The sequence below is a fragment of the Clostridium sp. Marseille-QA1073 genome (assembly GCF_054863625.1).
Genome location: NZ_JBSVQM010000005.1, coordinates 206,425 through 232,215 on the forward strand (window position 1 = coordinate 206,425; position 25,791 = coordinate 232,215).

The window sequence follows — 25,791 nt, forward strand, 5'->3', positions numbered from 1 at the left end:
ATTAACTATTTACTTTTAAGCTACTAATGAATCATATTAGTGGCTTTTTTATTTACTATCTATTGAAGTAATCAAGACTACTGAAAGAAGACCTACAGTACTATTATACTGTAGGTCTTTTATAGACTTATTACATATATTAAAGTCTCGTGCTCTCTATATCTTATAATACTTTTATTTAACTATATTTACTATGTAAAAAAATGAGTATTAAATATAGTTCATATTTAATATATTAATTAACTTAATCCTAACCCTTTTCTCTTATTTAATATATGTTCTTCAATATTATTAGCTACTTCTCTTGGATCATCACCTAGTGCAATTTTACCACCTGTTAAGTCCTCTACATCTTCAGTAAGTAGTTTTACAAGTTGTTTTGCACCTGTTAAGAATGGAGTTGGAGATAAATGTGTATAAGCTCCATAAGCTACAGCAAATACACCATCTATGGTAGCTTTTTGTTCCATCCACTCAGGAGCTGTTACAGCAATAGGAAGCTCTGGTATATCAACATCAAGATGGTTAGCCAGTTCTGTAACAAGCATAGATATTCTTCCTGTATCAGTACATGTTCCAAAACTTAAAACTGGAGGAATTTTAAGCATATTACATACTTCTTTTAGTCCTTCACCAGCCATATTTATTGCATCTAAATTACATAGTCCTGCTACTTCAAGTGCATGATTACCACATCCACCTGCTACAACTAAGATGTCTTTTTTAATTAATTCTTTTACTAAATTAATTGTGTTCCAATCTTGAGGACCATTTCTTAAAGTAGAGCAATTAGCTAAAGCTACTATTCCTTTAATTTTACCTGCTGCAATAACATCTACTAATGGATCTAATCTATTTCCTAAAGCTTTTACAACAGCTTCAGTCGAAAATCCTGCTATTGCTTTCTGTGTCATTTTAGGAACCTTAGGCACAATATTGTCTTTTCTCTTCTTAAAGTTTTCTATGGCTAAATCTATTAGTTTATCCGCCATTTCATCCACCTTTGAAGGATTATAAGGAATCATATGATTTAGTCCAGGAATACCAATGATAGTGCTTACTCCTACTAATGTTACTTGATATTTTTCAGCATAATGATCTATTGCAGGTGGAGAGCAGTTTTCTTCCATTGCTAGAACATCAACTGTACCAGTAGCTAAAAGTGGCTCTATTGCTAACCAGTTCCCCATAAGACCTACAAACACATCATCTACTTCAAACCTTTGTAATAACTCCTGACCTGTTTCAATTGAACCAACTATTCTAAGTCCTTTTGCACCAGCTGCTTTTGCTCTTTCTTGTACTTCTTGCATCTTTGCCTTTTGCAGAGTGGCTACCCCAGGCCAAGGTTGATGTCCATTAAATACAATATTTACGTATTCTGGATCCATAATCCCTAAATCAACATCTACCTCATGAGGAGTAGGAGTTCCAAATAATATATCCTGTACCATTTCAAGACCTATTTGTGCTGTATAAATAGTAGCTAATCCTAAACTTAATGATTTCTTTGCTAGAGATACATAATCTCCATCAACATTTGTTAGACAACTTGCTACTGCATTTTGTTCTTCATGAACTACCCCTGAAGGGTATATTCCGAGATCTTTCCATACTTTTTTTCTCTTTCTTGGTGCAAATACATCTACCATTACGCTAGGTTCCTCAATATCCTTACCCATTTCAGCCTCTAAAAAATTAGCTAAATCTATTGCCATTTTATTAATATCTTGATTTGTATCAATTCCAACCTTATCGCACATCCATTTAAGTTTATCTATATCTTTAATTGTAAATGGAGTTTTTCCTTCTCCAGTTGCTCTTAATGTTCTAAAAGCTTCATAGGCATGGTGTCCATATGTACCAGCTCCCATAATATTTCTTAACAGCATATTTCTCATTGCCATAGCATCTGGCCCAATACCACAAACACCTTTACCCTGTTCCCCTTTAAGGTTAATTCTACATGGACCTTGAGAGCATAATTGGCAACTTAATCCTTCTAGGCAAAACTTACATCTAATTTTTTCTTGAGATGCCCATCTATCAAATACATTTGACATGCCATCTTCTCTAATTCTTATTAACATTTCTTCTACAGAATCGTGATAACTAACACGCCCTTCAGTTTTTTCTAATATAGTTTCACTCATTTTAATATACCTCCTATAGTTTATTTACAGCTTAATAAAATATTTAATGTCATACCTTCCTTTGTTTTTATGCTAAACTTTTAATTTACATACATAATTAGGTTTGCATTAATTTATTATTTGCAAAATAAAAGAAGCTCTACAATCTACACAATATCTTAAATAAAGTTTCACTTATAAATACACCTAAGTTCTTATATTTTCTTCTGTTCCATATTTAATGGTAATTTTTTAGTGTCACTTACAATAATTGCTCCTATTGTCTTATTATTATTTATAAATGGTTTTTTATACCTTTTTGTATTAATATCTTCATTTACTAAAATATCTATAAATTTTTACTTACATATAATTAGCTTTATACGGTGTTATAGTCACAACATTCTCTTCTCCTATATCTATAGAGATGCAATGAAAAAACTTAATATATACTCTGAAAAATAAATTTTCTATAAAAACAGATTAACTTCTTAGAAATTAAGGATTAATAATTAAAAATGTGGTAAGAAAACTAATCTTCAAGAATTACAAGGATTTGTAAAAGAAATTTTATAATATTTTAGGAGGTAAAAATACGGGACTATTTGATATGTTGGATACTGATGACAAAACTGCGAATCTTATTGATGATAAAGATATAGCTTTAAGTAGTTTAACAGCATCAAAATTAGATATATCTTTATTAAGTAAAGCTATAGGTGAAGCAACTAATCCTCAACTTAGTCAAATGTTAGCTAGTCAACTTAATTCTTGTATTAATGATCATTTTAAATTATCTTATATAGTAATAAATGAAGGACGGTATCCTGCTTATGCTACTCCACAAGAACAACTAAAAAATGATTTGACTAAAGCTGAGAAAGTTATTAAAGAAGAGTAATAGATAAAATAAATATCATATCTAAAAATTAAAAATGCTTTTAATTTGACAGTTTTAATAAAAAAACCATGAGCTAATCTAAATTAACCCATGGCTTTAAAATATTTCTTATAATTTAAATAATAACTACATTGTCGTAAATCTATAATTTTTAATTAATAAGTATTTCTACGTTTTACAAGCAAATCTTTATTTATATTTAGAAGAGTTCTGTTATGAGCTCTTATATTTTTCTATATTTGTTTTATATAAATTTGATAAATACATCTCTGGCTCAGGCATAGGATGAGATTTATTTGGTTTTGTAATTTTTTCATATTCATTGTATTTTTTAATTATCCTATCCCATGCTTCTGGAAACATCTCCTTAAACTTATTTTTAAAATTTTCTTCACTAATGTCTTTTTGTATCTCATTAAAAACAGCCTTTAGTTTTTCTTGTTTATTAATGATTACACTACCTCTAGAAACACGTTTTTTTGCCATATCATTACCTCCTTCATATATAACTACTTCTACACTTCAAAAGCTTTTCCTTTACTGAAAATTCGACTATTTCCGCCTTAAATCTCTGCTAATTTTTTATAGTCCCTTTATGACATACACTTTTTTCAATTTCCGTAGCTAATAATGCAACCTAATTTTTATAACTTCTACATCTATATGTACTCTCTCCTTCTCTTATACCTAATTTTTTATATTTAAAAAAGCACCTACCTAAGTAAGTGCTTTAATATAATTTAAAATTTCTATTTTACTTTTCTAATATACAAAGTGCTTCTTTTACTTTTCTAATAATTCATTACAAAATTCATAAAAACCTCTATTTTCTATTTCCCATTTCCACTACTATTTTTTAAGTCAAGTTTTTCAATATTTTTCTTAAAAAACTTGACTTTCTATAAATATAATATGAAGCTTGTTTGTAAATGTGTATACATTCTGTTTCATGTCCAAATAAAAGAAAAGTTAAAAAGCACCTACATAAGTAAGTGCTTTAATATAACTTTAAGTTACTAATTTTATCTTCTTAATACACAAAGTGCCTCTGCTACTTTTCTAGCAAAATCTATAGGATTATCAATTGATTCAAAATGAATATACATAAGTCTTGGATCATCAAATAGCCAATGATTATGAAGTGCAGTAACTAATATTCCATTTTTTCTTAAGATAGATATAAAATCATTTATTTCTTCTTGTAAAATAACTGTCTCACCTAAATTAAGAGTTCTACCTCTATTATCAGAGGACTCAAATGAAAATAGTGCTGCTAATGCTAATGGAGAATGAGTTTGTCTTCCTAATATGGTTGCATTAATATCTCTCATAAATGTTACTGTACAAACATCATTAGCTGTACTTAAAATCTCTGCTCCAAGTATTCTAGCAAATTCATTACAAAGCTGACAAAAATTACTCATACTTATTTCCCCCTATTTTTTAGCTCAAATTTTTCAATATTTCCCTAAAAAACTTGACTTTTTATAAATATAATATGAATCTTATCCATAGACGTGTATAAGTGTTGTTTCATATATAAATAAAAAATTACATAGTAACATAGGGATTATTTAGCTCTAATAAAGTTTTGTTCTTTCTTATATTCATATACTTAGCCATTTCCAAATTATTATATAGTATCAATATTATACCTATTGAATATTTTATATAAGGAGGTGTTATCATGTTAGATGAATACTTAAGAGGTGAAAATTTTAATAATCGTCAAACTCATGTTCACGAATTCTTAGGAAGTGATAAATTCGCTGAACAAGGAAATGATAGGCATAATCATAGATTTGCTGGTGTTACAGGACCAGTTATTCCTATGGGTAATTCTCACGTTCACGCTATCTTAACTAATACTGACTTTTTCTCAAATCACTATCATGGAATAGATGTAGTTACAGGACCAGCTGTCGCTGTTGGTAATGGCAAACATATTCACTTAGTAACAGGTGTTACAACATTAAATGATGGACATATTCATCATTTTATTTTTACGACTCTTATTGAAAGTCCATCGAGTTAGTAGTGTAGTATAGTAGAGAATTTTTTTCATCTCCATCTTAAAATATAAATAATTAATAACATTTTAAAAGCACTTAGTTACTTAGGTGCTTTTAAAAATTTTCTTAATTTTTTACAAAAATAAAAAAGCTAGAAAACTATTGATTTCTCTAGCTTTATCTATGGTTCACCTAGCAAAATTTGAGCTCGCAGCCTCTAGATTGGAAATTTTAAGTTAGTAATTACATCTAGTTTATTTTAGTTACATTTAGTAGCATAAATAGCTTAAAATAGCCATTCATCTAAACCTCCTAATCTTATAGCAACGCCGCCCAACTCTTCTTTGAAATTTTCATAATCATTTTCTATTAAATCTTTCTTATCATTGAGCATAATGCATTCTATTAATACCATTTTAGCTGCTTCATAATCTTCCTAAAAACCATGGTTCATAGCATTTTCATATGCTTTCTTAATCAATTCTTCTATTTCTATTACCATTCACTTCTTAATTTATTTAAGCAGTTATTACAAATGTTTTTATCTTTATAATCTTTAATATTGCTAGCTTCTCCGCAAAATATACATGCTGGCTCATATTTTTTTAATATAATTTGGTCTCCATCTACATATATCTCTAAGCCATCTTTAATATTAATATCTAAAGTTTTTCTTAATTCTTTCGGTATTACCATTCTACCTAACTCATCTACTTTTCTTACTATTCCTGTTGATTTCATAATATATTCCTCCATATCTGTTGACTATTAATTTACAGTGAACTACTTCCACTTTAGAAGTGTGAGCTTCTTGGTCAATATTTCTGACAAAACAAGCTTACCCAAGCGTACAAGGTAGTCCTTACCTCAATACTGCCTAATTTAGGCTATCAAGTTTTCTAAGTTCTTACTGGCATTATAATCTCTATCGTGATGTGTTCCACAGTTCGGATAAATCCATTCTCTAAAAATGCTTTTAGGAACTCAAATTCTTTTTTATATTGAGAAGATTTATCCTTTGAGAAAGAAACTAATAAACGTGATAACAGTCTCCTACTTCGATTTATCCCGAAGGGAAAACGTATGTCAAAATATAATTCCAATGATATTCCATTTATAGAGAATTGGATGAACACACTCTCTAGAAGAATACTCAAATACAAAACTTCAAAGGAGCTATTTGAAGCACAGTTATATATAATATACGCTGCATATCAAAAATTTAGGGAATAAAAACATTTTCCACTTTCTATTATTTCAGCAATTTTATCCATATCTTCTATTCCGTCTTCTCATACTCTGATTTTAACCATTCAATATATTTATTTTTATTCATATACCCTCTCCAATTAATTCCCAATATATTTTTATTATAAAAAAGCTAGGAAACCATTGGTCTCTCTAGCTTTATATATGGTGTACCTAACGACATTCGAACTCACAGCCTTTGGATTCGAAGTTATGAATTAGTAATTACATCTAGTTTATTTTAGTTACGTTTAGTAGCGTAGATGGTTTAAAATAGCCGTTCATCTAAATCTAATATAATTACTCTTCGTGTATTATATTATCAATTGCTTCATTCTTGATTATTTGAATTAATGTTTTTAAGCTCTTGGTTTGAATCTTCTCTTTATGAAATACAATATGATTTACACTGATTAATTCAAAATTATTTACTTTCACTTCAAAAAGCTCTCTATTACTAATTTCTTTTTCCACTAGTATTTTAGGCAACACACTTATTCCTAATCCTTGTTTTACCGCATAAATCAAAGCTTGTGAATTCACACTTGTCCACTCTGGACTTACTCTTATATTATGTAACAATAATGCACTATCAAAAACATCACGAATCGCACTGCCTTCTTCTCTTAGTAATAGTCTTTCCTTTATTAATGTATTAAAATCTATCGATTCTTCTAAAGCAAATTTATGTTTAGAAGAACAAATTACTGCTAATGGATAAGATGAAAATGGAATTTTTATTAATTCTTCATTATAAATGACTCCTTCAATCAATCCTAAATCAATTTCATTATTAAGTAGCATATTTTCAACATTTCTGGCATTATCAATTATAACTTTGGTTGGAGTATTATTACAAATCGTTTCAAACTTTCTTATAGTTTGAGGCAAAATAAAATTTGCTATGGTTATACTCGATCCAATTTTAATAGTTGCATTATCTTCTAATTCTCTAGCATTTTTTTCTAAATCATCATATAAATCTAACAACTTTATTGCTTTTTCAAGAAATAACTTACCTGTTTCATTTAAATAGAGTTTTCTTGAAATTCTATCAAATAAGCAAATTCCTAAATATTCTTCTAGCTCACTAATTGCATGAGAAACCGCTGGCTGTGTCATAAACAGTTTTTCAGATGCTTTTGTGATGCTTTTTTCTTCACATACAGTTTTAAAAATACGCAAATGTCTTATTTTCATACCTAACTCCTCATTCATTACTATTTAGTTATGTATTATATAAAATTATACTATTATACTTATAGTAAGTCTATGTTATATAATAAAAATGCTAAGAATTAGTTTGATGGAGGAAATAATATTATGCGATCTAAAAAATTAAAACTATATTTTTTACTTTTTAAAATCACATTTTCTATTAGTGCCTTTACCTTTGGAGGAGGATATATAGTTATTCCTATGATGCAAAAATATTTCGTTAATAACTTAAAATTGATTAGTGAGCAAGAATTGTTAGATATGGCAGCAATTGCACAATCAACACCCGGTGCCATTGCCGTTAACATTTCTGTATTAGTAGGTTATCGTATTGCAGGAATCCAAGGTGCAGTCATTAGTTGTATTGGGACAGTACTGCCTCCTTTATTGATATTATCTATCATATCCCATTTTTATAGTACATTTCAAAGTAATAAAATTATTTCTTCAATATTAAAAGGAATGGAGGCAGGCGTTGCTGCCACAATTGTGGATTTAGTTATTGATATGAATCAAGGAGTCTTGAAGGAAAAAAATTGGTTGTTAACGCTAATAGTTCCCGCTTCATTTTTCGCCAGTTTCTTTTTAAACATTAATGTTCTAGCTATTATCTTTTTCTGCTGCAGTCTATGTTTTATTCAAGCTTATATAAAAAATAAAGAAAGAGGAATAAAATATGATTAAAAGTATTCTTACTTTACTTATTAATTTTTTACAGATTGGCTTATTTAGTATTGGTGGTGGATATGCGATAATACCATTAATACAGGAACGAGTAGTTGATTCTAATCATTGGCTTACATCGCAAGAATTTGTAGATATTATTACAATCTCTCAAATGACACCTGGTCCTTTAGCTATTAATACCTCCACCTTTGTTGGTATACGCATAGCAGGTATATTAGGAGCTATAGTAGCTACATTAGGATGTATTCTATCTGGATTTACCCTTTCTATTATTTTATACAAGTTTTTCAAAAAGAATAAAGATGTAGCTAGTATCTCTAATATTTTGAAAGGATTACGTTCTACTTCTGTTGGGCTTATTGCATCTTCTGCATCTACCATTATTTTGATTACATTTTTGGGATCTACGTCATTTGATATAAAAACTATTGATTTTAATATTACTGCTATCATTGTATTTATCATTTCTCTATTTTTACTGAGAAAGTATAAGATGAATCCAATATTGCTTATGATTTTAACAGGTGTTATAGGTCTGTTTTTTTATCAGTAACTCACGAGAAATCCTGATTTCTATAAAATATTTCTCATTTTCTGTATTCAAAAAAGCTAATATAAAAGTATATTTTTAAGTATAAAAATATACTCTACATAATTTATAATTACAGATAGATATTTTAATATACTTTTTAATACTTAATTAGGTATCAGAACAGTGCAAATTTTATTTTGCCACCGTAATTATTATTATCTTATTCCATGTTAATAATCTTATAGTTTTTAAACTTTTCATTAATAACTTAGCAAATTTCAAAAGGATTATTAGTTTTAAATTTCTAATAATTCTTTTCACTTTAATTTCCTGCTTTTATTGAAACATCATGTATTTTTAGGTACTGACTGTCTTTTACAGTTATATATTTTTCTGCGTCCAAATTATCGTTTGTTATTATAATTCCCGTACTATCTTTTGTTACTTCAATATATGTCATATCGTTACTTGGGGCAATCTTATATTCTTCTGCTGGTATATGTAATTCTACTTTATACATACCATCTTTATATACTCCATCTTCTAGCTTTAAAGAAGGTGCTTTATCAAATGCATACATTTCAGCATCACTTATATTCAGAATCATTTAAATAGTTCCTTTTAGCATGTTCTACATATTTAGCCCTCTAATATCTATCATACAACCATTTCATTGCTAATTACTGTTCGTTTATTTTGTACAAAAGAAAAGAGCCTTGTTAGGGACTCCATCTAATTCAATATCTCCTATTTAAGATCATTATATTTGTCTGTATCACATTTTAATCATAGTTGTGTTAAATGCTCAACATGTCCCTTCTCTTCATTAATTATTGAGTACAATTCATACCTTACATCATCATAAGGGATAATAGCTAAATGTTGTTCATATAAGACAATAGCTTCAAGCTCACCTTTTATATCTTCTCTTATATTATTTAAAATTATCTGCTTATTATAGTTTGGTTTATATATTTGCATAGATGATTTAAGACCTGTTTTATCTTCAATATGATCTAAATACACTCGGTATTGTGCTGGATCATATTTACCAAGCAATGAAAGAATCATACCATAATGTTTTTTCTCATCTCTCATAATACTTCTTCAAACTTCATTAATATCTTCCATATTTGAATTGGCAATATGATCAACATATCGTTTATCGCACAAATTTCAGCTATCAATATCTCCCTTAATTTATTTGTATCAAGTATAGCAACTCCCTGTGGTTGCCCATGTGGATTAGTATAACTCATTCAATCCTCTTATAAAATATTTCTATAACATATTATTCATCCTAGTTCAATTATATTCATAATATATATACTACTAAAAATATAGGAGGGTTGTAGTGTATAATTATTTCTACTTAGCTCTACTTCATTTTTAAACATATCTAAGTGCTTTCCAATGTGCTCTAAGGTATTTACCTTAAATGTAATTTAATTTCTATCCCATTGGCTCTCTGTTTAATGCTATATATTGCTGCTAATTTATCTTTTACAATAACATTTTTATAATTTTCCTTATCTATTAACTTATTTGATGCATTAAAAAAGAGCCTTCTTAAGAGCTCTTTTAATACTTAACCTTTGTAACCATGTCTTCTAGCATTTCCTATGCAATCTAGTCTATTCACATATCCCTCATCAGAAGCACCAACTATTCTTCCATTGGGAGCCGTTCTTCTCCATCTCCATTTTCCATCATTATCTTTATAAAATTCCCATTTATCTTCACTTGGCATATGCTCACCTCTTTTTATGCATTAGTATGCTAACTATTTTATTAAATTATGTATTATTTATATATAATTTATATTTACGTTGCTATCTTCAAGTCATAATGACTTTTATTCTTTTAAGCTTTTATACTTTTCTAAAAATAGCACCTAGTTTCCTAATTACTATAAAAAAGGAAAATAAAAAAGCACCTATTCACCTAGTAAAATGAACCCTATGAAGTAGACAGTAAAAAAGACTGTTTTTTTCATAGGATCCATTTTAAATACTAACTAATCCTTTTTTATTCTAATGATTACACTTATCTCTCTACTCTTGGTTTTGTAGGATTACACTCAGGTCTTTTTATGTTTGAAACCATTGAAAGCTTCGTTAAATAGTAACATTCTTCTCTAAACATATGATCAGGCACCAATGGTACAAGAGTTCCAAGTATTTTCTTTTCTATAATACCTTTTTTTAATTCATTTAAGAATTCTTTAAAACAACTCATTATTTTATCAGCAGTATTATTGAGACTATCAAGTGCAGGGAAATCACAAATACCAGTTCTTGTATAACCATTGTATTCTATAGTTCTTAAGTATAAGTTATTAAATTCCTTAGAATATTCATTACTCTTTTTAATCAATTCTTTTTCTGTCATATCAAGACTACTAGCTATATTAGATGCATGGCCCGCTCCATCCGGAAGCCATAAAAGATGGAGATCAATAGAGCCTATATTAGGTACATTTCTTTCCATCAATTTAGTTAATATAAATATATATTCCTCAACTTCATTAACCATATGATTAATAAATGTAGGTGGTAATGAAATTATGATTTTATCAATAATCTGCCTGCTAAGTATATCTAGCTTAAACTCCCTAATTTTCATAGCTGCATCATAGGCATGATTATTTAAAACAAAAATTTCTTCTTCTGAAAGTGGTTGTTTCGATTTCTTTAATAGGTTATCAAATAAATCTTTAAATCTATTTGCTTGTTCAATAAAAGGTACTTCTTTTGTTGAAAGTGAATTTAAAATAAATCTAGAATGATCTCCTAAAATCTGTAACCAAAAATGATGCTCAAACAATATCATTTCCTTAATATTACTAATGTTCAAAAATACCCTCCAAAACATTGCTAATTTAAATTACTTAAATATAATATGTCAATAAACAAGATTATATTACTATAATACTTATTATTCATTATGAATTATACATATTTGATGAATATATTAATATTCGTTTAGTAATAATACTATCATGGAGGTGATTAATTATGGAAAATAATTCAAAGCTAGCTCCTCATGAAACATTAGAGCTTCATGAGCTATTATCAACTAGTATTCTTGGTGTAAAAAAAGCTACTGCAACTTTAAATATGGTAAATGACCAAGAATTAAAAAACTTCTTAACTTCTTCATTAGATGGTAAGAAAACTAAGCTTCAAGAATTACAAACATTTGCAAAAGAAAATTTACAATATTAGGAGGTAAAAAAAATGGGACTATTTGATACAAATGATACAAATATGAATATTATGGATGATAAGGATATAGCTTTAAGTGCTTTAACAGCTTCAAAAGCAGATATATCTTCATTAAGTAAAGCTATACCTGAAGCAACTAATCCTCAACTTAGACAAATGTTAACTAGTCAACTTAACTCTTGCATTAATGATCATTTTAAATTGTCTGATATGGCAATAAGCAAAGGATGGTATCCTGCTTATGCTACTCCAGAAGAGCAACTAAAAAATGATTTAACTAAAGCTGATAAAGTTATTAAAGAAGATTAGTATATAAAAGTTTACGTTTTAAAAATATTAGAATTCGCCTTACAGTTTAATAAAAAGCCATGAGCTAATCTAATATAACCCATGGCTTTAAACTATTTCTTATAATTAAGCACTAATTGTATTGTAACAAATATATTATTTCCATTTAATAATATTGCATCGTTAATAGGTTTCCACATTCCACCTACTACATATATGTTTTTGGTATCTACTTTATTATTAGCAGTCGATGTTAATTCTAAAGTTGTATCAAACTCATGGGACATAATACCGTAAGTATGACACTAAATACTTACAGTCATGTGTTACCTTCACTAAAAGAAAATGCTATTTCTAAATTAAAGAATTTATTATCCCAGCAAAAATAAAGAATATATTTTTAAGTATGAACCCCCGCAAACTTATATTTTCTTACAAAATGAAAAAGCTAGGAAATCATTAATTTCTCTAGCTTTATCTATGGTGCACCTAGCGAGATTCGAACTCACGGCCTTTGGATTCGAAGTCCACCACTCTATCCAGCTGAGCTATAGGTGCATAATTTTTAGTTTATACAAAAAAATTACTAAATATATCTGTGTTTCTCATGAACACTATTTAGTAATTGATATACTTTTAAATTTATCTTTAGTACAAAAAATAATTGGAGCGGGTGAAGGGAATCGAACCCTCGTAACTAGCTTGGAAGGCTAGCACTCTACCATTGAGTTACACCCGCATATCAAGTTTAAAATTCAGTGGTCGGGGTGACAGGGATTGAACCTGCGACCTCATGGTCCCAAACCACGCGCGCTCCCATCTGCGCCACACCCCGATATTTGAATTTATCACTCAATTTAATATATTAATAAAAAATGGTGCGTTTTAAGGGATTCGAACCCCTGGCCCACGCCTTAGAAGGGCGTTGCTCTATCCAGCTGAGCTAAAAACGCACATCAGTGCTTTTGCACTTTGGAGCGGGTGAAGGGAATCGAACCCTCGTAACTAGCTTGGAAGGCTAGCACTCTACCATTGAGTTACACCCGCATGTTGGAGCGGAAGACGAGATTCGAACTCGCGACGTTCACCTTGGCAAGGTGACGCTCTACCACTGAGCCACTCCCGCATAACATTTTATTTAATTGGTGCAGATGAAGGGAGTCGAACCCCCACGCCGAAGGCGCTAGATCCTAAGTCTAGTGCGTCTGCCAATTCCGCCACATCTGCATATTAATTTTTATATTTGGTGGCTCACCGGGGTCTCGAACCCCGGACCCCATGATTAAGAGTCATGTGCTCTACCAACTGAGCTAGTGAACCATTTGGCTGGGATAGCAGGATTTGAACCTACGAATGCCAGAGTCAAAGTCTGGTGCCTTACCGCTTGGCGATATCCCAATATGTATATATGGGGTGACCGATGGGATTCGAACCCACGACACCCAGAGCCACAATCTGGTGCTCTACCAACTGAACTACGGCCACCATATATATGGTGCGTTTTAAGGGATTCGAACCCCTGGCCCACGCCTTAGAAGGGCGTTGCTCTATCCAGCTGAGCTAAAAACGCATATGTGCTTTTGCACCTTGGAGCGGGTGAAGGGAATCGAACCCTCGTAACTAGCTTGGAAGGCTAGCACTCTACCATTGAGTTACACCCGCATGTTGGAGCGGAAGACGAGATTCGAACTCGCGACGTTCACCTTGGCAAGGTGACGCTCTACCACTGAGCCACTCCCGCATAACATTTTATTTAATTGGTGCAGGTGAAGGGAGTCGAACCCCCACGCCAAAGGCGCTAGATCCTAAGTCTAGTGCGTCTGCCAATTCCGCCACACCTGCATATTTTTATCTTTAGTTTTTTGGTGGCTCACCGGGGGATCGAACCCCGGACACCATGATTAAAAGTCATGTGCTCTACCGACTGAGCTAGTGAACCATTTGGCTGGGATAGCAGGATTCGAACCTACGAATGCCAGAGTCAAAGTCTGGTGCCTTACCGCTTGGCGATATCCCAATATGTATATATGGGGTGACCGATGGGATTCGAACCCACGACACCCAGAGCCACAATCTGGTGCTCTACCAACTGAACTACGGCCACCATATATATGGTGCGTTTTAAGGGATTCGAACCCCTGGCCCACGCCTTAGAAGGGCGTTGCTCTATCCAGCTGAGCTAAAAACGCATATGTGTTTTTACACTTTGGAGCGGGTGAAGGGAATCGAACCCTCGTAACTAGCTTGGAAGGCTAGCACTCTACCATTGAGTTACACCCGCATATTAGGTTTTAAAACTAGTGGTCGGGGTGACAGGGATTGAACCTGCGACCTCATGGTCCCAAACCACGCGCGCTCCCATCTGCGCCACACCCCGAAGATTTCACTTCATTTTATTGGCTTGTCAGTTTATTGTTTTATTCTGACGACAATGATTATTTTACATCATTTATTTTTATAAGTCAACATCTTTTTAAAACTTTTTATAAAAATTTAGGTAATTTTTTTAGTAAATCTTGCTAACATTTGAAAAGTAATGCATTAAATTATCTTATATCTCAATAATTTGTGGGTTAATCTCATTACTATTTATATCGATAATACATACAGTTTTAATTCTATTTCTAGGCTGTGATGGGCTTCCAGGATTTATAAACCATATTCCATCCTCATATTCTATCTTTGATACATGAGAATGACCATATAGCACAATATTGGCCCCTATCTCCATAGCTTTATATCTTAGCTTAAAAATATTTATTTTAACACCATATTTGTCACCATGTGTTAAAAATATGGTATTATTACCTATCTGCTCTATTCTTTCTTCGCAAATATTACTATAAAAGTCACAATTACCTCTTACAGCTATAATCTTTCCGTCATATATTTCTTCAATATAATTTATATCATTAGCATAATCACCTAAATGAAATATTACATCACAATCTTTTAAGACCTTCATAGCATTTTCTATACTTTTTAAGCTCCCATGAGTGTCACTTATTACGCCTATTTTCAATATACATTCCTCCTGCTGAAATATTAAAATTAAAATAACAGTATAATATTATCGCCATAAAAAATCAAGTTTTTAATAAAATCAATACATTCAACTGAGAATTGACAATGAACAATTGTGGATATTTTTTAGAATAAACTGATATTATGTAGGGGTGAACACTGTTCGCACCTACAATAAATAGCAATTACATTGCCAGTTAAAAATACATTGAAGAAATTATTTTGTTTAAAAAATAATTTCTTCTTTAATTGTCAATTGTCTATTGTCAATTCTCCATTGTTTAATCTATATATTTAACTAATTCCACTTTTAAACTTTCTAATGCCCTTCCTCTGTGACTCATAGAGTTCTTTACTTGTGAACTCACTTCTGCAAAGGTTTTACCTAAACTCTCTACGTAAAATAATGGATCATATCCAAAAGCATCTTTTATTTCTATGTACTGTTCTTTGATTTTTCCTTCTACCTTGCCTTCAACCTTTATTATGTTTTCTTCATTTACAATTAAAGCCATAGCACAAACAAAAGCAGCATCTCTTTTCTCAAAGCATACTCCTTCAAGTTCTTTTATAAGCTTTTTATTATTAGCTACGTCATTACCATGTTCTCCACTATATCTTGCTGAATAAACTCCCGGTGCCCCATTTAACGCGTCTACCATTAATCCTGAGTCATCTGCCAATACCATATTTTCTTTTGATATATTATGTATAGCTTTAGCCTTTATTAATGCATTTTCCATAAATGTAGTACCATTTTCTTCAACATCAATATCTATTCCTGCTTCTTTTAATCCTAGAACTTCTAATGGAAACTCTTTAAGCATCTCTTTTATCTCTTGTATTTTATGATTATTATTACTTGCTATTATTAATTTTTTCATATTCTCCTCCGTATAGCTACAATATTTTGTTTTAATTTAAAATATTTTAAAAAGTTCATCTCTTTCTGGTGGTGCTACTTCAATTTCTATTTGTTTATCAACTAATATACCTTTTTCTTTTGTAATACACCCTATAATAGTAGCTTCTATATCATTCTCAGCCATTTTTTTAACTAGTTCTTCTCCATTTTCAGTTGTTATTATCATACTTCCTGAAGAAATAAATTTTAATGGGTCTATACCAAACTCATCACAAAGTTTTTTAGTAATATTAGAAATAGGCATTTTTTCTTTATAGACCTTAAAGCCTACATTACTAGCTTTTGCCATCTCCCATAATGCTCCTAATGCTCCTCCCTCTGTAATATCATGCATAGAATTTGCTCTATGATTTCCAGCAATTTTTCCTTCTTCTACAACACTTATACTCTCAACATATGACTTTGCTATATTTATTTCTTCTTCCGTAAGAACTTTTTTACATTTATCATAAAAATCATTAACTAAAATTGAAGTACCTTCTAAGCATAATTTCTTAGTTATTATGATAGAATCTCCAACTTTAGCTCCTGAAGTGGATATAGCGCTATTCCTTTTCCCTTTACCTATAGCAGTACAAGATACTACAATTTTATTTACTGCTTCCGTAATTTCTGTATGTCCTCCTAATATTTCAACATTTAATTTCTTCGTTTCTTCATCGATTTCATTCATTATTTTTTTTATATCCTCTAAACTAGAAGTAGGCGGCGCTAAGATTGTTACAAGTATACCTACAGGTTCAACTCCACAGGAAGCAATATCATTACAATTTATATGTACTGCAATTTTTCCTATATTTTCATCTGCTCCTGTCACTGGATCAGTAGAAACAACACATTCAAAGTCTCCATATTCTATAACTGCACAATCTTCACCAATCCCGTTTCTAACTCTAACCTCATCTCTTTTTACACTTTTGTTTTTATCAATAATATATTTTAAATCATCCCAATTTAGCTTTCCAACTTCCATTTTAATTCTCCTTTAACCTTTTCTAATGTAAATAGTTAGCACATTTTCCCATTTACCATCATATTATTAAATATAATCAATATTATGGTGGTGTTACGTTGAAATATATAGGACCGTTCTTACGAATTAATATTTTAGATAACGAAAACATAAAAAGTCAACTCTTTTACTTATCTAAAGAATCTATAGCACACATAGTTTTAGGCTCTAGTTGTGGCATTGTTTCACCAAGTGAACATTTGAGGAATAAAATATTACCTACAAATGATGATAGCATAAACGGTGGAAATTCTCCACTATTAAGCCTATATAAAAAAGCTGATGGGAAACTGATAAATAATAATGAGAAACTTAGATGGAATGATAGAAAATTTAAAAAAGAAATAAACATTGCTTCTAATGCTTATATGACTTTAAGCCTCTTAGAGCTGGTAGATTATTATAGTGATTTTATAGATATTGATAATGATAAATACTCACTAAAAAATTATTATCTAGATTTAGCAAGAGAACAACTTGAATTCTATGCTCTAAACTGTAGAAATAATGAAGGAGTTTTTGTTGATAAGATAGATGATTCTGATCCATTATTAGGTCAATATACTCTTCGTGATAAGGATAATAAATTTAAATTTTCTAATCAAGCATTATTAATGGCTGCTTACTATAAATATTCTACCTATGATAAAATTAGTGAAAACAATCAATTTAAAAATTTTGCCCTAGATATACTTAATATGTTTGAACAATTTAAAGAGGAAATCTATAATGTTTCTCACGATGAACTAGTAAAAATTTGTTTTGCTTTTAACATTTTTTATAAATATTCTAAATTAGATGAAGCATTAGTTTTACTTCTAGATTTTTCAGAACTTATGCTTGAAAATCTAAGACATATTCCTATATCATCCCTAAGAGAGAATTTAGATACTACTTGTTTACTTTATATAAATTGTATGATTTTATATAAAACTACAAATATAAAGAAATTTAAAGATGAAAGTCAAAAAGCATATTCTATTCTGGAAAGTCTTTATCAGGGAGATAATGGTATTTTCATAAAAAACTTTCAAGAAAAAGAAAACAAATTTGCCGCAGATGAAATAATGTTATATTTATATGCAATGATGCTTCATTATGATATAGAAAAAGATGACGGAGAAAATCCTGATAATTCATTAGTTCATAATATATATAGAAATCAAGTAATTGGTTCAGGATTAATTTTAAGTTGGCCTGAAGCTCCTACTTTAGATGATGTAGAAAGATATAGGAATTTTTCATCTAAAACAGATGATCTGCTTCAAGATGAATTTTTTAGAATGTCATCAATATCTACACCAGAAAGTAATGAACTGGCGCCAATTTTTACAAAGTATGTAACTTATAATAATAAAAAAGAGACATTTAAACCTAGTAAGCCAAACTTTGATGCCTATAGAAATATGCTTATTTTCTATGCTACTTTATTTATTAAAACTATATAAGATTTTATAGCTTTGCAAGTTTAAATTTCTATATTAAACTTGCAAAGCTATTTTAAAACTATTAATTTATATAATTATTTAGTTTTAACTATCTTCAAAAATAACTATTCAACATCATACTTATCACTAGTATTTATAGATGATACTATTTTTACAATTTTCCCCTTTTGTTTTAAGAATATACATTAAATTTTTAACTACTTATTTTGTTCAGCCGCCTTATCATCTAATATAATATTATCAAATATTATATTACCGTCTCTTGTCATATGTATTCCTCGAATATATGGTTTTCTGCAAATCACTGTATTCAAATTGTATATAGGTATAGACGGTAAATGCTGCCTTAAAATCTTTTCACAACTTAAATATAGTTTTTTTCTTTCTTCTAAATTTAGTTCATTTTTTGCTTTGTTTAACATCATATCATATTCATTGTTAGAAAATCCGTAATTATTTTCTTCCGAAAAGCTACTCCATAGTTCAAAATAAGATAATTCATCACTGTCTTTAAAAGAATGAACTTGTAATATCATATCGTATTTATCTTCTTTTATCACTTTTTCTCTCTCTGATTTTTCATAAGGTATTATTTCTATATTTATTGACAAGTCTTCTTTAATATCTTTTACTAAATCCTCCGCAATTCTTTTCTCAAGAGAATTGTTTTCATAAAATAATGTTAAAATATTTTCCTTAGAATAATTGCTTGCAGATAAAAATTTTTCTCCTAAGGATTTGTTCCCATAAGTATTAAAAATTTGCTCTTTATTTATAGTATAAGCTGAAGCTGCTACTGCAAAATCCTTTGACATTTGTTGTGCAATATAGTCTTTTGATATAGAACTATTTATAGCATTTCTAAAGTTTATATCCTTTGATATTCTTTTTTCTTTTAAATTAAAGTTAAGATAAATACTTGTATGCCCTGGAAATCCTTCTAATTTATTTTCATCTGTCAATCTTAAATATTCATTAATAGGAGGATTCATTAATATATCTATATTGTTTTTATTTTCTTCTACTTCAAAATAAGCCAACGCTTTTTCACTATCTTCTATAAATGTGAATAATATTTTTTCATTAGTAATTTTTTTATTATCATAATAATTAACATTTTTACTTATAATAACGTCTCCATTATCCTTTATATTTTCAATAATAAAAGCACCACTATATAAGATATTCTTATAGTTATTTTTATAATCATTTTTTAAACTATCATAACTTCTAAGTCCCATGACAGGACTAGCTAAAATACTTAGTAAGTCATTAGAAGGTTTATTTAATCTAATAGACAGTATATTATCACTTTTAGAGGTTATAGCTACTTTAGAGAAAGGTATTTTCCCTTCTCTAAAATCTTTAACACCGAAAACTATATCAAAATTTTTACTATAGACATTAGTTTCATCCTGAAGAAATTCTTCAAAAAATTTTACAAATTCCTCAGCAGTTATAGGTTTTCCATTACTATACTTAGCATCATTTCTTATTTTAAAATTGTACTCTATTTTATCTTCACTTATTTCATAGCTTTCTGCTAAAGCTGGTTCTACATTGCCATTAATATCTTTTTTAACCAACCCTTGAAATAATGCTAATAACAAATCTTTTTCTCTTACATTTGTAGAAGATGTCATAATTAAATTGTTAGGTCTTTTCTCCATATTATAAACTATATAATCTTTTTCTGTATTTTTTACAAACATATTATCTGCATCCTCAATGGAAATAGAAAATATACAGATTATAACTAAAAATATTGCAAATATTACTTTTTTCATTAACTCTCATTCCTCAATACCATATTTCATTTATTAATTATTTACAAATTATATATATTAATTCAATTCATAATAAAAAATTTATAACATAAAAATACTAAATAGGGAAAATATATGATATAATACTAAATAATAAAAATTATGGTCTGTATAAAATCATGTTTATATAAATGGTTAGTTTACTGGAGGTAAGATAATGTTAACGTTATTACTTAAAATTTTGGGAATAATTGCTCTTTTCACTTTTGTACTTTTGGGTATATGGAGCTTTGTAATTTTCAATCAATTTTTCCATCAAACAAGATATAGAAATTATCTTTTAGAAAAACTTTCTCATAATATTTATAGATTAACAAAAGCTATTGAAAATAATAATGTGGTTGTTAATTATAACCAAGAGGATGAAACTTCAGAAGATGAAATCTCAGAGAAAAAAGATTTATGTGAGAATATATCTAAAGAGAGCATATAATAAAAAAAGAGTTCGTTGAACTCCTTCTTCTAATTCACAGTCCACAATGTTCAATTCACAATTGTGGATATTTCTCAGCGATTGCTGAGAAATTTTTAATTGATCCTGTAGCGGCGAACAGTGTTCGCCATATAACTAGCAATCACATTGCTAGTGAAAAAATTCATTCAAAGAAATTATTTTTCCTAAAAAATAATTTCTACCTTAATTGTAAACTGTGCATTGTGCATTGTTTAAAGTTATCCACAGATTTAACTTTTTATAATTTCCTATAGAAAATAGACAAAGCGTTAATCCTTTGATTAACGCTTTATTTATCTTTATTTTTTCATTACATATGAATTTTTATTAAATTAAAACATAAAAGTTCATAATAAAGTTTTAACTAAACTTATATGCTATAATCCATCTATCATTTTTTCAAATTCTTCTTCATTTAATACTTTAATTTCTAATTCTAATGCCTTAGCATATTTAGAACCTGGTTCTTTACCTACTAAAACGTAATCAGTTTTTTTGCTTACGCTACTAGATATTTTTACTCCTAAAGCTTCTAATTTTTCTTTAATTTCATTTCTCGAATAATTTTCCAAAGTTCCTGTAACTACCATAGTTTTTCCTGCAAAAGGATTTTCTTTTATCTCTAGCTCCTCAAAATAAGGTTTTACCCCTAATTGGAATAATTGTTGAATATTTTCTACAACTTGCTCTAATTTAAAGAAATCTATAATGCTTTTAGCTACAATTTCTCCAATTTCCGGAATACTAATTAAAGATTCAAAAGAAGAGTTCATTAAATTTTCCATTGTTTTATACTCATTAGCCAGATCTTTTGCAGTTTTTTTCCCTACATTTGGAATACCTAAAGCATATATAAATGAAGCTAATTCACAATTCTTACTTTTTTCTAATGCATTAATTAAATTCTGAGATTTTTTTTCTCCAAATTTTTCTAAGTTCAAAAGTTCTTCTTTTTTAATTCTATATAAATCTGGAATAGATTTTATATTTAGTTTCTCAAATAATGCCTCTGCAGTTTTTTCGCTAAACCCTTCTATATTCATTGCTTCTCTACTAGCATAATGTACTATACTTTTTACCATTTGTGGTTTACAAGATAATGTATTTTCACAAAAATAGTGAACTCCATTTTGAATTAATTCAGTTCCGCAGCTTGGGCAAACTTTAGGTGGTTCTATCTCTGAAGAATTTTCTAAAGTACTTTCTACTACACCCATAATTTCAGGAATAACATCATTTGAACGACGAACAAAAACATCACAGCCTAGCTTAACGCCTTTTCTATTAATATCATCCATATTATTAAGAGTAGCCCTCTTTACTGTAACTCCACCTAATTCTATGGGTTCTAATATGGCCGTAGGTGTAACCCTTCCACTTCTTCCAACATTCCACTCTATAGATAATACTTTAGAAGTTGCCTCTTCCGCTTCAAATTTATAAGCAATTGCCCATTTAGGAAACTTTACTGTGTATCCTAAAAGTTCACGAGTCTTCATATCATTTATGGCAATAACTGCTCCATCTATATCATAATTTAACTCACTACGTATGCTCTCTATATAAGATATCTCATTTTCTAACTCCTCAATAGTAGTACAAACCTTAAAATAAGAGTCTACAGGTAGTCCTTTTTCTATAATGAAATTTATCATTTCTTCATAGGTTTTAAACGGATTTCCTTCATTATATGGTATATCATAAAAGAAAGCAGATAAATTTCTCTTTGCTGTTTCTCTTACATTTAAATTTCTTAAAGCTCCTGCAGCACCATTTCTTAGATTTTTAAGTGGCACTTCTGCGGTAGCATTATAACTTTCAAAGGCTTCCTTTGTCATTATAGCCTCTCCACGTACTTCAATTACACTATTATTATTAATCTTAAGTGGTATAGATTTTATAGTTTTAACTTGTGCAGTAATATCCTCTCCTATTTCTCCAGTACCTCTAGAAGCAGCAGTTATCAATACGCCATCCTCATTATAGGTTAAGTTTATAGAAAGTCCATCAAATTTTTTAGTTACTATATAGCTAGGATTAGGTAATTTATCTTCATGATTATTGTTATATTCCCTTATTGCCTTTAAGTTTCTATTATGAAAATCTATAATTCCCTGCAAACTTTGAGCTTTGTCTAAGCTCCATAATCTCCCTTTATGAATATACTTTTTAAATTCAGGCAGTACTACATCTCCAACTCTTTGAGTTGGAGAATGAGGTAGTATTTCTCCTAATTCCTTTTCTAAAGCAACTAATTCATCATATAATTTATCATACTCTTTATCTGAAATTGAAGGTTTATCTAAAACATAATATTCATATGCATGCTTATTAAGCTCTTCAATTAATGAAATCATTCTATCTCTATTATTCATCATAAAACTTCCTTTCGAATGTTAGTCATCTTAAAAATAACTAGTCAATATGGTTGCTAATTAGATTATATTTTCTCCACAAAATCTAATGATAAAATCACTATTAATGAATTTTATCAACCTCTATAAAAGAAAATATTCCTTCCACCTTTGACTAGTTATTTTATTTCAGAGACCTTAAAGAAATTCCATTGGTGATTTAGTCAGCATTAACTTTTTAATTCCCATCTGGTCAAAAGCAATAGTTAAGAGCATATCTTCTCCGGTTCCTGAAACAGAAATTATTGTTCCCACACCAAATTTAGTGTGCTTAACTTTTCTTCCTGGAGTAGCTTCAGTTGTATCTATACTTTTACTATCTTCTTCTCCATTTATAATAAAAGTTGCTGATTTTGTTATAGAATTGGTAATTCTCTGCATTTCCATTCCCCTTAAAGAGTGTGGATTTACTGCTGAAGAACTCCTAGCTTTACTTTTAAATGTATTTACTCCTCTTGCTTTTTCTCCACCTACTACCTCTTTAAGACTTTGAGGGATCTCAGATACAAAATCTGATACAGGATAATTTACTGTTCTTCCAAAAACCATACGAGTTTCTGCAGAGGATATATATAAATTCTCTTTAGCACGAGTTATAGCAACATAACAAAGTCTTCTTGACTCTTCCATTTCATGAAAACTATTTAGCGAACTCATACCTGGGAAAATTCCATTTTCCATACCAACTAAAAATACAACAGGGAATTCAAGTCCTTTTGCACTATGCACAGTCATCATTACAGCAGTTTCTTCTTTTTCTTCTAAATTATCTATGTCTGAAACAAGAGTAACTTTTTCTAAAAATGCTGATAATGACTTATCATCACTGGTTTTCTCAAATTCTACTGCATCGGATACTAATTCTTTTAAGTTTTCAATCCTGCTTTCATCCTCTGTAGTATTAGAATTTTTAAGCATAGCCATATAACCACTTTCATCTAAAATTGCCATAATAAGCTCTGAAATAGGTATGTCATCCACTCTTGCTATAAAGCTATTAATAAGACTTGTAAATTTATTTATAGATGTCACTGCTCTTGCAGTTAAATTAGGTATCATATCTGCATCTAGAAGAGTATTATAAAGGCAGTCTTCCTGCTCATTTGCTACCTCTTGAATTTTACCTACAGTGGTATCCCCTATACTTCTTTTAGGTTCATTTATAATTCTTCTTAAGCTTATGTCATCCAATGGATTATTTATAAGTTTTAAATATGCCATTATATCTTTAATTTCTTTTCTATCGTAGAACTTTAATCCTCCTACAATTTTATATGGAATATCTTGTTTTCTAAAGGCTTCCTCTAAAATACGGGATTGAGAGTTCATTCTATAAAGTATAGCAAAATCTTTAAATCCCTTATTTTGCTCTTTCATAATTCTTTTAATTTCACTAGCAACGAAATTTCCTTCATCTATGTCGCTAAAAGCTCTATACACTTTAAGCTTTTCTCCTAATTCACTCTCTGTTCTTAATACTTTTTCTTTTCTTTGAGCATTATTTTTAATGACCATATTAGCTGCATTTAAAATATTGCCTTTAGAGCGATAGTTTTGTTCTAACTTAATAATCTTTGTATTAGGATAGTCCTTTTCAAAGTCTAAAATATTTCTAATATCTGCACCTCTCCATTGGTAAATACATTGATCATCATCTCCAACAACACAGATATTTTCCATTTCATTTACTAAAAGCTTCACAAGCTCATATTGTGCTCTATTGGTATCTTGATATTCGTCAACCATTATATATTTAAACTTCTTTTGATAAAATTCTTTTACATCTGGATAGTTTCTTAAAATTTCTACAGTCTTAAATATTAAGTCATCAAAATCTAATGAGTTACTAGCCTTAAGTTTCTTTTGATATAAAAGATAAACATCTGCTATTTTATTCTTTCTAAAATCACTTTCATTTTCTTTTTTAAATTTTTCTGCTGAAACTAAATCATTTTTAGCTGAAGAAATCTTACTTAAAATTTCTCCATCAGTTATATCTTTTTCATTTATACTTAGTTCTTTCATACATTGTTTAACTAAAGTTTTAGCATCATAGCTATCATATATAGTAAAATTTTTATTATAGCCTAATTTATCAATTTCTCTTCTAAGTATCCTTACGCAACTAGAGTGGAAAGTAGAAATCCACATGTTTTCTGCTTTTTCTCCTACTAAAGCCATAACTCTTTCCTTCATTTCTCCTGCTGCCTTATTAGTAAAAGTTATAGCAAGGATTTGAGAAGGATATATATGTAAATCTTCTATCATATGGGCTATTCTATAAGTTAAAACTCTAGTTTTTCCTGAACCTGCACCTGCTAATATTAGTAATGGTCCATCAACACATACTGCTGCTTCATATTGTTCTTTGTTTAATAATTGTTTTAAGTCCATTAAATCACTCCTAAACTAAATATAGGTTACGAACATACTATCTTATTAT

The 25,791-nt window shown here is 29.5% G+C and carries 28 protein-coding genes, 20 tRNA genes and 1 pseudogene; 9 read left to right on the forward strand and 40 right to left on the reverse strand.

The features are described from left to right. Positions 1 to 239 precede the first annotated feature (239 nt). Positions 240 to 2,153, reverse strand: a complete 1,914-nt coding sequence (gene cooS / locus ACY1IQ_RS06610; protein ID WP_461613217.1) for an anaerobic carbon-monoxide dehydrogenase catalytic subunit — start codon at positions 2,151 to 2,153, stop codon at positions 240 to 242. Positions 2,154 to 2,347: 194 nt separating this feature from the next. Beyond that, a complete protein-coding gene (locus tag ACY1IQ_RS06615; protein WP_461613254.1) occupies positions 2,348 to 2,485 on the reverse strand; it encodes a hypothetical protein in 138 nt (45 codons plus the stop codon). Positions 2,486 to 2,742: 257 nt separating this feature from the next. On the opposite strand from ACY1IQ_RS06615, the gene ACY1IQ_RS06620 reads away from it, so the two are divergent. Next, entirely contained in the window at positions 2,743 to 3,033 is a 291-nt protein-coding gene (locus tag ACY1IQ_RS06620; protein WP_461613218.1) for a spore coat protein, read from the forward strand. A 213-nt stretch (positions 3,034 to 3,246) separates the two neighbouring features. Here ACY1IQ_RS06620 and ACY1IQ_RS06625 read toward each other — a convergent pair whose 3' ends face one another. Both ACY1IQ_RS06625 and ACY1IQ_RS06630 read right to left on the reverse strand, forming a co-directional pair. Then, positions 3,247 to 3,519, reverse strand: coding sequence for a hypothetical protein (locus ACY1IQ_RS06625; protein ID WP_461613219.1), 273 nt, complete (start codon positions 3,517 to 3,519; stop codon positions 3,247 to 3,249). A gap of 536 nt (positions 3,520 to 4,055) precedes the next feature. Then, complete coding sequence (locus tag ACY1IQ_RS06630; protein WP_461613220.1) at positions 4,056 to 4,457, reverse strand: DUF1259 domain-containing protein; 402 nt, start codon at positions 4,455 to 4,457, stop codon at positions 4,056 to 4,058. 263 nt (positions 4,458 to 4,720) lie between these two features. On the opposite strand from ACY1IQ_RS06630, the gene ACY1IQ_RS06635 reads away from it, so the two are divergent. Further along, positions 4,721 to 5,068 (forward strand): YmaF family protein, encoded by a 348-nt coding sequence (locus ACY1IQ_RS06635; RefSeq protein ID WP_461613221.1) that lies wholly within the window; start codon positions 4,721 to 4,723, stop codon positions 5,066 to 5,068. 263 nt (positions 5,069 to 5,331) lie between these two features. Here the strand turns inward: ACY1IQ_RS06635 and ACY1IQ_RS06640 are convergent, their stop codons facing one another. From ACY1IQ_RS06640 to ACY1IQ_RS06650, 3 genes are all read right to left on the reverse strand, one after another. Then, positions 5,332 to 5,460, reverse strand: coding sequence for a hypothetical protein (locus ACY1IQ_RS06640; RefSeq protein ID WP_461613222.1), 129 nt, complete (start codon positions 5,458 to 5,460; stop codon positions 5,332 to 5,334). 80 nt (positions 5,461 to 5,540) lie between these two features. Then, positions 5,541 to 5,786 carry an AbrB/MazE/SpoVT family DNA-binding domain-containing protein gene (locus ACY1IQ_RS06645; RefSeq protein WP_461613223.1) on the reverse strand — a complete coding sequence of 82 codons (246 nt, stop codon included), beginning with the start codon at positions 5,784 to 5,786 and terminating at the stop codon, positions 5,541 to 5,543. A 141-nt stretch (positions 5,787 to 5,927) separates the two neighbouring features. Beyond that, on the reverse strand, positions 5,928 to 6,017 hold the full coding sequence (locus ACY1IQ_RS06650; RefSeq protein ID WP_461613255.1) for a zinc ribbon domain-containing protein: 90 nt from the start codon (positions 6,015 to 6,017) through the stop codon (positions 5,928 to 5,930). Positions 6,018 to 6,059: 42 nt separating this feature from the next. Between ACY1IQ_RS06650 and ACY1IQ_RS06655 the strand changes: the two are divergent. After that, positions 6,060 to 6,278 (forward strand): annotated as a pseudogene (locus tag ACY1IQ_RS06655) (IS30 family transposase); the annotation flags it as partial. Between the two features lie 315 nt (positions 6,279 to 6,593). Here ACY1IQ_RS06655 and ACY1IQ_RS06660 read toward each other — a convergent pair. Beyond that, entirely contained in the window at positions 6,594 to 7,493 is a 900-nt protein-coding gene (locus ACY1IQ_RS06660; RefSeq protein ID WP_461613224.1) for a LysR family transcriptional regulator, read from the reverse strand. A 123-nt stretch (positions 7,494 to 7,616) separates the two neighbouring features. Here ACY1IQ_RS06660 and ACY1IQ_RS06665 point away from each other — a divergent pair, with 123 nt between their 5' ends. Together ACY1IQ_RS06665 and ACY1IQ_RS06670 are read left to right on the forward strand one after the other, a co-directional pair. Then, a complete protein-coding gene (locus ACY1IQ_RS06665; protein WP_461613225.1) occupies positions 7,617 to 8,195 on the forward strand; it encodes a chromate transporter in 579 nt (192 codons plus the stop codon). Next, on the forward strand, positions 8,188 to 8,751 hold the full coding sequence (locus ACY1IQ_RS06670) for a chromate transporter (protein WP_461613226.1): 564 nt from the start codon (positions 8,188 to 8,190) through the stop codon (positions 8,749 to 8,751). Before ACY1IQ_RS06665 ends, ACY1IQ_RS06670 begins: the two co-directional genes overlap by 8 nt. 301 nt (positions 8,752 to 9,052) lie before the next feature. Here the strand turns inward: ACY1IQ_RS06670 and ACY1IQ_RS06675 are convergent, their stop codons facing one another. The 5 genes from ACY1IQ_RS06675 to ACY1IQ_RS06695 form a co-directional block, all read right to left on the reverse strand. Beyond that, positions 9,053 to 9,337 carry a hypothetical protein gene (locus ACY1IQ_RS06675; protein WP_461613227.1) on the reverse strand — a complete coding sequence of 95 codons (285 nt, stop codon included), beginning with the start codon at positions 9,335 to 9,337 and terminating at the stop codon, positions 9,053 to 9,055. 179 nt (positions 9,338 to 9,516) lie between these two features. After that, positions 9,517 to 9,828, reverse strand: a complete 312-nt coding sequence (locus ACY1IQ_RS06680) for a ferritin family protein (RefSeq protein WP_461613228.1) — start codon at positions 9,826 to 9,828, stop codon at positions 9,517 to 9,519. Continuing rightward, positions 9,825 to 9,989, reverse strand: coding sequence for a hypothetical protein (locus ACY1IQ_RS06685; RefSeq protein ID WP_461613229.1), 165 nt, complete (start codon positions 9,987 to 9,989; stop codon positions 9,825 to 9,827). The genes ACY1IQ_RS06680 and ACY1IQ_RS06685 overlap by 4 nt, the downstream gene beginning before the upstream one ends. Positions 9,990 to 10,318: 329 nt before the next feature. Beyond that, positions 10,319 to 10,480 carry a YegP family protein gene (locus tag ACY1IQ_RS06690; protein WP_461613230.1) on the reverse strand — a complete coding sequence of 54 codons (162 nt, stop codon included), beginning with the start codon at positions 10,478 to 10,480 and terminating at the stop codon, positions 10,319 to 10,321. A gap of 296 nt (positions 10,481 to 10,776) precedes the next feature. After that, complete coding sequence (locus ACY1IQ_RS06695; RefSeq protein WP_461613231.1) at positions 10,777 to 11,586, reverse strand: DUF2935 domain-containing protein; 810 nt, start codon at positions 11,584 to 11,586, stop codon at positions 10,777 to 10,779. A gap of 161 nt (positions 11,587 to 11,747) precedes the next feature. Between ACY1IQ_RS06695 and ACY1IQ_RS06700 the strand changes: the two genes are divergently transcribed. After that, positions 11,748 to 11,957: a hypothetical protein gene (locus ACY1IQ_RS06700; RefSeq protein WP_461613232.1), complete on the forward strand. Its 210-nt coding sequence runs from the start codon at positions 11,748 to 11,750 to the stop codon at positions 11,955 to 11,957. Between the two features lie 12 nt (positions 11,958 to 11,969). Then, entirely contained in the window at positions 11,970 to 12,266 is a 297-nt protein-coding gene (locus tag ACY1IQ_RS06705; protein ID WP_461613233.1) for a spore coat protein, read from the forward strand. A 92-nt stretch (positions 12,267 to 12,358) separates the two neighbouring features. Here the strand turns inward: ACY1IQ_RS06705 and ACY1IQ_RS06710 are convergent, their stop codons facing one another. The 24 genes from ACY1IQ_RS06710 to ACY1IQ_RS06825 all read right to left on the reverse strand — a co-directional run bounded on the left by ACY1IQ_RS06710 (position 12,359) and on the right by ACY1IQ_RS06825 (position 17,167). Then, positions 12,359 to 12,532, reverse strand: coding sequence for a hypothetical protein (locus ACY1IQ_RS06710; protein ID WP_461613234.1), 174 nt, complete (start codon positions 12,530 to 12,532; stop codon positions 12,359 to 12,361). Positions 12,533 to 12,726: 194 nt separating this feature from the next. Further along, positions 12,727 to 12,803 (reverse strand) — tRNA-Arg (locus ACY1IQ_RS06715). Between the two features lie 107 nt (positions 12,804 to 12,910). Next, positions 12,911 to 12,984, reverse strand: a tRNA-Gly gene (locus ACY1IQ_RS06720). A 20-nt stretch (positions 12,985 to 13,004) separates the two neighbouring features. After that, positions 13,005 to 13,080 (reverse strand) — tRNA-Pro (locus ACY1IQ_RS06725). Positions 13,081 to 13,121: 41 nt separating this feature from the next. After that, positions 13,122 to 13,198, reverse strand: a tRNA-Arg gene (locus tag ACY1IQ_RS06730). Positions 13,199 to 13,218: 20 nt separating this feature from the next. Continuing rightward, positions 13,219 to 13,292, reverse strand: a tRNA-Gly gene (locus tag ACY1IQ_RS06735). A 4-nt stretch (positions 13,293 to 13,296) separates the two neighbouring features. Continuing rightward, positions 13,297 to 13,371 (reverse strand) — tRNA-Gly (locus tag ACY1IQ_RS06740). Between the two features lie 17 nt (positions 13,372 to 13,388). Beyond that, a tRNA-Leu gene (locus tag ACY1IQ_RS06745) sits at positions 13,389 to 13,472 on the reverse strand. Positions 13,473 to 13,489: 17 nt separating this feature from the next. Beyond that, positions 13,490 to 13,565: transfer RNA gene (locus ACY1IQ_RS06750), tRNA-Lys, on the reverse strand. Positions 13,566 to 13,568: 3 nt separating this feature from the next. After that, positions 13,569 to 13,643: transfer RNA gene (locus ACY1IQ_RS06755), tRNA-Gln, on the reverse strand. Positions 13,644 to 13,654: 11 nt separating this feature from the next. Then, positions 13,655 to 13,730, reverse strand: a tRNA-His gene (locus ACY1IQ_RS06760). Positions 13,731 to 13,738: 8 nt separating this feature from the next. Then, positions 13,739 to 13,815, reverse strand: a tRNA-Arg gene (locus ACY1IQ_RS06765). 18 nt (positions 13,816 to 13,833) lie between these two features. Beyond that, positions 13,834 to 13,907 (reverse strand) — tRNA-Gly (locus ACY1IQ_RS06770). Between the two features lie 4 nt (positions 13,908 to 13,911). Then, a tRNA-Gly gene (locus ACY1IQ_RS06775) sits at positions 13,912 to 13,986 on the reverse strand. A 17-nt stretch (positions 13,987 to 14,003) separates the two neighbouring features. Beyond that, a tRNA-Leu gene (locus ACY1IQ_RS06780) sits at positions 14,004 to 14,087 on the reverse strand. A gap of 21 nt (positions 14,088 to 14,108) precedes the next feature. After that, positions 14,109 to 14,184 (reverse strand) — tRNA-Lys (locus tag ACY1IQ_RS06785). Between the two features lie 3 nt (positions 14,185 to 14,187). Beyond that, positions 14,188 to 14,262: transfer RNA gene (locus ACY1IQ_RS06790), tRNA-Gln, on the reverse strand. A gap of 11 nt (positions 14,263 to 14,273) precedes the next feature. Then, positions 14,274 to 14,349, reverse strand: a tRNA-His gene (locus tag ACY1IQ_RS06795). Between the two features lie 8 nt (positions 14,350 to 14,357). Continuing rightward, a tRNA-Arg gene (locus ACY1IQ_RS06800) sits at positions 14,358 to 14,434 on the reverse strand. Positions 14,435 to 14,452: 18 nt separating this feature from the next. Next, positions 14,453 to 14,526: transfer RNA gene (locus tag ACY1IQ_RS06805), tRNA-Gly, on the reverse strand. A gap of 20 nt (positions 14,527 to 14,546) precedes the next feature. After that, positions 14,547 to 14,622 (reverse strand) — tRNA-Pro (locus ACY1IQ_RS06810). Between the two features lie 174 nt (positions 14,623 to 14,796). Then, positions 14,797 to 15,267: a metallophosphoesterase gene (locus tag ACY1IQ_RS06815; RefSeq protein WP_461613235.1), complete on the reverse strand. Its 471-nt coding sequence runs from the start codon at positions 15,265 to 15,267 to the stop codon at positions 14,797 to 14,799. A 283-nt stretch (positions 15,268 to 15,550) separates the two neighbouring features. Next, a complete protein-coding gene (locus ACY1IQ_RS06820) occupies positions 15,551 to 16,153 on the reverse strand; it encodes an XTP/dITP diphosphatase (protein ID WP_461613236.1) in 603 nt (200 codons plus the stop codon). 36 nt (positions 16,154 to 16,189) lie between these two features. Continuing rightward, a complete protein-coding gene (locus ACY1IQ_RS06825; RefSeq protein WP_461613237.1) occupies positions 16,190 to 17,167 on the reverse strand; it encodes an AIR synthase family protein in 978 nt (325 codons plus the stop codon). 98 nt (positions 17,168 to 17,265) lie between these two features. Here ACY1IQ_RS06825 and ACY1IQ_RS06830 point away from each other — a divergent pair, with 98 nt between their 5' ends. After that, on the forward strand, positions 17,266 to 18,654 hold the full coding sequence (locus ACY1IQ_RS06830; protein WP_461613238.1) for a hypothetical protein: 1,389 nt from the start codon (positions 17,266 to 17,268) through the stop codon (positions 18,652 to 18,654). 197 nt (positions 18,655 to 18,851) lie between these two features. On the opposite strand, the gene ACY1IQ_RS06835 is transcribed toward ACY1IQ_RS06830, so the two are convergent. Next, positions 18,852 to 20,441: a peptide ABC transporter substrate-binding protein gene (locus ACY1IQ_RS06835; protein ID WP_461613239.1), complete on the reverse strand. Its 1,590-nt coding sequence runs from the start codon at positions 20,439 to 20,441 to the stop codon at positions 18,852 to 18,854. A 196-nt stretch (positions 20,442 to 20,637) separates the two neighbouring features. On the opposite strand from ACY1IQ_RS06835, the gene ACY1IQ_RS06840 reads away from it, so the two are divergent. Then, complete coding sequence (locus ACY1IQ_RS06840; protein WP_461613240.1) at positions 20,638 to 20,913, forward strand: hypothetical protein; 276 nt, start codon at positions 20,638 to 20,640, stop codon at positions 20,911 to 20,913. A 398-nt stretch (positions 20,914 to 21,311) separates the two neighbouring features. On the opposite strand, the gene ligA is transcribed toward ACY1IQ_RS06840, so the two are convergent. Together ligA and pcrA are read right to left on the reverse strand one after the other, a co-directional pair. Continuing rightward, positions 21,312 to 23,312 (reverse strand): NAD-dependent DNA ligase LigA, encoded by a 2,001-nt coding sequence (ligA, locus tag ACY1IQ_RS06845; RefSeq protein WP_461613241.1) that lies wholly within the window; start codon positions 23,310 to 23,312, stop codon positions 21,312 to 21,314. Positions 23,313 to 23,486: 174 nt separating this feature from the next. Further along, positions 23,487 to 25,742, reverse strand: coding sequence for a DNA helicase PcrA (pcrA, locus tag ACY1IQ_RS06850; RefSeq protein WP_461613242.1), 2,256 nt, complete (start codon positions 25,740 to 25,742; stop codon positions 23,487 to 23,489). Positions 25,743 to 25,791 lie beyond the last annotated feature (49 nt).

Coding starts and splice junctions, on each gene's coding strand:
- ACY1IQ_RS06675 (WP_461613227.1), bottom strand. CDS start 9,337: ATGATTCTGAATATAAGTGATGCTGAAATGTATGCATTTGATAAAGCA.
- ACY1IQ_RS06705 (WP_461613233.1), top strand. CDS start 11,970: ATGGGACTATTTGATACAAATGATACAAATATGAATATTATGGATGAT.
- pcrA (WP_461613242.1), bottom strand. CDS start 25,742: ATGGACTTAAAACAATTATTAAACAAAGAACAATATGAAGCAGCAGTA.
- ACY1IQ_RS06700 (WP_461613232.1), top strand. CDS start 11,748: ATGGAAAATAATTCAAAGCTAGCTCCTCATGAAACATTAGAGCTTCAT.
- ACY1IQ_RS06620 (WP_461613218.1), top strand. CDS start 2,743: ATGTTGGATACTGATGACAAAACTGCGAATCTTATTGATGATAAAGAT.
- ACY1IQ_RS06665 (WP_461613225.1), top strand. CDS start 7,617: ATGCGATCTAAAAAATTAAAACTATATTTTTTACTTTTTAAAATCACA.
- ACY1IQ_RS06685 (WP_461613229.1), bottom strand. CDS start 9,989: ATGAGTTATACTAATCCACATGGGCAACCACAGGGAGTTGCTATACTT.
- ACY1IQ_RS06680 (WP_461613228.1), bottom strand. CDS start 9,828: ATGAGAGATGAGAAAAAACATTATGGTATGATTCTTTCATTGCTTGGT.
- ACY1IQ_RS06660 (WP_461613224.1), bottom strand. CDS start 7,493: ATGAAAATAAGACATTTGCGTATTTTTAAAACTGTATGTGAAGAAAAA.
- ACY1IQ_RS06640 (WP_461613222.1), bottom strand. CDS start 5,460: ATGGTATTAATAGAATGCATTATGCTCAATGATAAGAAAGATTTAATA.
- ACY1IQ_RS06820 (WP_461613236.1), bottom strand. CDS start 16,153: ATGAAAAAATTAATAATAGCAAGTAATAATAATCATAAAATACAAGAG.
- ACY1IQ_RS06630 (WP_461613220.1), bottom strand. CDS start 4,457: ATGAGTAATTTTTGTCAGCTTTGTAATGAATTTGCTAGAATACTTGGA.
- ACY1IQ_RS06670 (WP_461613226.1), top strand. CDS start 8,188: ATGATTAAAAGTATTCTTACTTTACTTATTAATTTTTTACAGATTGGC.
- ACY1IQ_RS06625 (WP_461613219.1), bottom strand. CDS start 3,519: ATGGCAAAAAAACGTGTTTCTAGAGGTAGTGTAATCATTAATAAACAA.
- cooS (WP_461613217.1), bottom strand. CDS start 2,153: ATGAGTGAAACTATATTAGAAAAAACTGAAGGGCGTGTTAGTTATCAC.
- ACY1IQ_RS06840 (WP_461613240.1), top strand. CDS start 20,638: ATGTTAACGTTATTACTTAAAATTTTGGGAATAATTGCTCTTTTCACT.
- ACY1IQ_RS06710 (WP_461613234.1), bottom strand. CDS start 12,532: ATGTCCCATGAGTTTGATACAACTTTAGAATTAACATCGACTGCTAAT.
- ACY1IQ_RS06835 (WP_461613239.1), bottom strand. CDS start 20,441: ATGAAAAAAGTAATATTTGCAATATTTTTAGTTATAATCTGTATATTT.
- ACY1IQ_RS06635 (WP_461613221.1), top strand. CDS start 4,721: ATGTTAGATGAATACTTAAGAGGTGAAAATTTTAATAATCGTCAAACT.
- ACY1IQ_RS06825 (WP_461613237.1), bottom strand. CDS start 17,167: ATGGAAGTTGGAAAGCTAAATTGGGATGATTTAAAATATATTATTGAT.
- ACY1IQ_RS06690 (WP_461613230.1), bottom strand. CDS start 10,480: ATGCCAAGTGAAGATAAATGGGAATTTTATAAAGATAATGATGGAAAA.
- ligA (WP_461613241.1), bottom strand. CDS start 23,312: ATGATGAATAATAGAGATAGAATGATTTCATTAATTGAAGAGCTTAAT.
- ACY1IQ_RS06645 (WP_461613223.1), bottom strand. CDS start 5,786: ATGAAATCAACAGGAATAGTAAGAAAAGTAGATGAGTTAGGTAGAATG.